General features: G+C 35.8%; 3 protein-coding genes. 2 read left to right on the top strand and 1 reads right to left on the bottom strand.

The features are described 5' to 3' along the window. Positions 1-236: 236 nt before the first annotated feature. Positions 237-1787, bottom strand: coding sequence for a DUF3943 domain-containing protein (locus V6256_RS14730; RefSeq protein WP_341599032.1), 1551 nt, complete (start codon positions 1785-1787; stop codon positions 237-239). A gap of 370 nt (positions 1788-2157) precedes the next feature. Between V6256_RS14730 and V6256_RS14725 the strand changes: the two genes are divergently transcribed. Together V6256_RS14725 and V6256_RS14720 are read left to right on the top strand one after the other, a co-directional pair. Then, on the top strand, positions 2158-3198 hold the full coding sequence (locus tag V6256_RS14725) for an acyltransferase (protein ID WP_341599031.1): 1041 nt from the start codon (positions 2158-2160) through the stop codon (positions 3196-3198). 215 nt (positions 3199-3413) lie between these two features. Beyond that, complete coding sequence (locus V6256_RS14720; protein WP_341599030.1) at positions 3414-4886, top strand: hypothetical protein; 1473 nt, start codon at positions 3414-3416, stop codon at positions 4884-4886. The last annotated feature ends 149 nt before the right edge of the window (positions 4887-5035 follow it).

The raw sequence follows: 5035 nt of genomic DNA, 5'->3' as shown, positions 1-5035 counted from the left end.
TTCAATAACTATCATTGATGTACTTCAATAACTATCATTGATGTACTTCAATAACTATCATTGATGTACTTCAATAACAATGTATGTGATTTGGTTTGATGAAGTTAATAATGTAAAGGGGCTTTCGTAGGGTTGATAGTGATTATTAAAAATTAAGCCTGTTTTGTTTGTTCTCGCTTTGCTGGTGTATTTTCTTGGCCAGCAAAGCGAGAGTTATGTTTTTGTACCTTGTGAGATTACAATACGTTTCCTTCGCCTTCTCCAAAGCGATATATAACCTTACCTGATATTTGTTGGTCATGGCTACTTTCATCTGTAGTGAAGTAGTTAGTTGCATCAACTTGTAAAGCCCATTTATTGTTGAGCTTGTAATGGAAACCGATTCCGGCATTGACTTGGAAGTTGTATAGACTTTTATCTTGATCCCAAATCTCTTCACCGATCCCTGCTGTGACAAAAGGTCTGAATGGCGATTCTGTATTAAAGTAATATTGGCCATCGACACTAAAGGTTTCATAATCGTAATCACGATCAGCAAAGGTTTGTAGCATTTTAGTTGAGTTATAATTTAAGCGAGCAGAGAAGCTTGGTGTAAAGTATAAACCTAATGATACTTGTCCATATTCTTGGCTTTTTAAGCCACGTTTATTATCAAAGATGACATGACCACCACCTAAACTAATACCTATAATACCCGTATTAACTGGATCTTTTGTATTAGCAAATGAGTAGCCGCTATTGCGTTTACGTTTACCACTAATACCCGACTGAGCTGCATTATCTTCATCGCCAAAAATATAGTTTACTTCAAACATAATTTGTTTGTCGTTTGGAATTCTTGCAGCTGAACTTTGCTCAGATATTTTAACGTAGCCTGTTCCTGCTTTTATGACGTCTCGTCCAAACAAGCGGTTTACATTTCGTCCAACCGAATCAATAGGGTCTAGCAAAAATAAAGCAAGGTTACCAAGGTCTTCACGTCCCCATACCGTACCACCATTTGACCAAATCTCTCTTTCTTTATTAAAGGCCCATTCACCATATACCCAGCCTAATACCGGTGTAACAACAAGGTCTTGCATAGAAGGAGTTTCAGCAAAAGCTTCTACACCGTATTCCCAAAATACTGTAGACATAAGTGTAGAGTAAAGAAATGAATCCCACTGTCGGTAACCCGATTTACGCGCAGTTTGGTAGTATGCACCGCCGAAGTAAGGGTGCATTATATAGTTCAATACAACATCATCGCGATCCCAAACAGGCCCTTCTTTAACATTTTCCACCCATTTGCTTGGTAAACTTTGATCGCCACTGCTTTCCCAGTTTGTTACCGAATCAGGCAATACTGCAAGTACTGAAATTGCGCCTAATCCATAGTAAAAAATAGAGCCTGTTTGTGAGACTAAACGGTCGCTATCTTCTCCGTTTTTAGGAGAAAAAAGTGATACTTGATAGGGACTATCGTAGAACTCATCTGCTACATCATATTGTTCCCATGCTGAGTTAGTAAACGAGACCTGATAGGGTTGGTTTTCTGACTCTGTTTGTTGCTCTTCTTGTACAGATAGCTCTTCTTCGATCTCAAGGTCGGTATTTAAAGCCTCTACGTATTCAGGTGTTTCTTGTAAGTCATTTTGCTCAACAGCAGGAACAGCTGTTGACTCTACATTAATTAATTGCGATGTTGGATTTACTGAGTTAGTCGACTCATTCGCTGCAAATAAAGCTGGTGTTGAGAAAGTAAGTAGAAATAAAAAAGTTCCTACCTTATATTGTTTAATATTCACAAAGGATTCCTTGCAGGCAATACTTTTTACTAAGTAAATGAGCGCCTGTTAATTTTACTAAATAAGCTCAGGGATAAAAAAATTGACCATTATCACGTTTTTTTAGATTTCTGCAATGCCGATTTTATTTTAGCACTAGGTGAATCACGATAAAGCCAGGTTAACTTGATTTAAAGCATTTAGTATCAATGGCTTATGCTTTTATTGGCTTTTATAAATTTATTGTTTTTTTGAGTCAATAATAGATGAATTAATTTACTTTTATGTTTTAAATTATATGAAACATAGCGGTTTTACTTTTAAGTGTATTATCATGTGTAGTTTATCAAATTAGTACGCTCTGCTAATTAATCAGTTATAGGTATTTTTTATGCAAAGAACGCGACCATCCATTTTTTATATTGATTTTTTACGCTTTATAGCAGCAATTGCTGTAATTACCATTCATGTTTTAGGCCCTTTTCGTTATTTATACGGAGAAATTGATGGCGGAGATTGGTTAGCTGCTGCGGGGCTTAATAGTTTAACCCGCTGGGCTGTACCGGTCTTTATGTTGCTTAGCGGCGCTTTGTTACTTTCCACTGAAAAGCCTTTGCAATGTCAGCACTACCTTAGTAAGCGAGTAAGTAAGGTTGTGATCCCGTTTATTGGCTGGACAATTATTTATGCGATTGCGGGTGGCTTTATCATTGATGGTGTATTTACTGGTGTTTGGGATAAACAAGTGACCTTAAGTTTTTTAAATCATGCTGCTAATGAACCCGTTTGGTACCACCTGTGGTTTTTTTACGATTTTATCCCTTTATATTTTGTGATCCCTTTTTTAATTCCATTATTGAAAAAAGCGCCAACTGAGTATATTCAATTCGCTTTAGTAACTTGGGGTGTTTTATTTTTAATGCACTGGTTAAAAGTAGAGAGCTTTTTACAACAGAATCTAGTCTTGTATAGCGGTTATCTTGTACTCGGCTGGTTTTTATTTAATAGGGATAACAGACCGCAATTAAAAGCATGGGTTACTGTTGGAGTGATGATGCTCTGTTTCAATTTTTTTGGAACTTGGTATTTAGCGCTAGAGAAAGGGGCATACAGTTCCTTTTTTATGGGCTATAAAACATTAAATACTGCTGTGATTGCCGGGATGCTATTTGTTTTAGCACAAACATACGCAGATAAAATTAGCGGTAAATTTCGAAGCTTTGTTTCTCTCGTTTCAACTTATAGCTTAGGTATTTATTTATTACATCCACTATTATTAATACCTGTTCGTGACTTAGCGAATGGATTCTATAGCGTTTTTCCGAGTAATTGGATTGCTATTCCTGTGATTACAGTTATTACTTTAATGATCTCACTAGTATTAACAATGGGATTGGTAAAAATACCATTAATAAAGCGTTTAGTACCGTAACCTTCTTTTAGTTATTGTTATTAGGGGTGATATGAGGCTCTTATTATTCATATCACCTTTTTAATGTATTGTTTTTGTAATTATCTTCCCTTTATTTGCTAAAAAGTCTCAACTCCTTTTTTTATCCACATTTCCTGCACATTACTTATCTATAGTCTCTACATCGGCTCAGAAGGGAGCCATCATAACTAAGTTAATTAAAAGAAGAGGTTTATATGAATAAATTTATTTTAAGCGGTGTAGCATTAATGGTTTCAAGTTCACTAACTATGGCTGCAACAAATAACACTGTAAATAAAGACTTTGAAAGTTTCGATACAAATAAAAATGGTGAAATTACATTAACTGAAGCAACGGGTCGACTAGCAAAACACTTTGACAAAATAGATGCAGATTCAAATGGTTCAATTTCATCTGCTGAGTTTAATACCATGTTAGAGATGAAAAAGAATAGAGAACATAAAAAGCCACAGTTTAGCGACTTTGATGCTAATAATGATGGTGCTATTACTGCTGAAGAATTTGCTGCAGTTGATAAACACCATGGTAAAGGTCATAAAAAACCTGATTTCGCTAAAATCGATGCCGACAGTGATGGTGTGATCAGTAAAGATGAAGCAAAAGGTCGTTTATTAAAAGGTTTTGATAAAATTGATGCCGATGGTAATGGTTCACTTTCACAAGATGAATTAAAAGCGGCGGGTGATAAACATCGCGGTAAAGGTCACAAAAAACCTGACTTCGCTAAAATCGATGCCAACAGCGATGGTGTGATCAGTAAAGATGAAGCAAAAAGTCGTTTATTAAAAGGGTTTGATAAAATTGATACCGATGGTAATGGTTCACTTTCACGAGATGAATTAAAAGCAGCGGGTGATAAACACCGTGGTAAGGGTCACAAAAAACCTGACTTTACTAAAATCGATGCCGACAGTGATGGTGTGATCAGTAAAGATGAAGCAAAAGGCCGTTTATTAAAAGGTTTTGATAAAATTGATGCCGATGGTAATGGTTCACTTTCACAGGATGAATTAAAAGCAGCGGGTGATAAACATCGTGGTAAAGGTCACAAAAAACCTGACTTCGCTAAAATCGATGCCAACAGCGATGGTGTGATCAGTAAAGATGAAGCAAAAGGGCGTTTATTAAAAGGTTTCGATAAAATTGATACCGATGGTAATGGTTCACTTTCACAAGATGAATTAAAAGCGGCGGGTGACAAACACCGTGGTAAAGGTCATAAAAAACCTGACTTTACTAAAATCGATGCCAACAGCGATGGTGTGATCAGCAAAGATGAAGCAAAAGGTCGCTTATTAAAAGGTTTTGATAAAATTGATGCCGATGGTAATGGTTCACTTTCACAAGATGAATTAAAAGCAGCGGGTGATAAACATCGCGGTAAAGGCCATAAAAAACCTGACTTTACTAAAATCGATGGCAACAGTGACGGTGTGATCAGTAAAGATGAAGCAAAAGGCCGTTTATTAACTAACTTTGATAAAGTGGATACTGATGCGAATGGTTCAATTACTAGTGCTGAGTTTGAATTGGTGAAAAAAATGAATCCAGTTCATAAAATGCATAAGCGTCCTACATTTGACATGTTAGATGCAAATAAAGACGGTAAAGTAACTCAAGCTGAGTTTGATACATTTGCACAACAAAAGCCTGGGATGGAAAAATAATTTAAATCTCGTATAGGCATGTCCTAATAAATAAAAATCCCCCATTGATATTATTCAATGGGGGATTTTTTTATGCGTATTTTTATTGATAAAATAGTAATACCAATCACACTAATTAACTGATCTATTTTACTTGTTAAAATAACTTA

Origin of the sequence: Psychromonas aquatilis (assembly GCF_038155185.1) — a bacterium.
In the GTDB taxonomy this organism is placed as follows: Bacteria; Pseudomonadota; Gammaproteobacteria; order Enterobacterales; family Psychromonadaceae; genus Psychromonas; species Psychromonas aquatilis.
The sequence above is the reverse complement of the archived record's forward strand: the minus strand, read 5'-3'. Positions and strand labels throughout refer to the sequence as shown.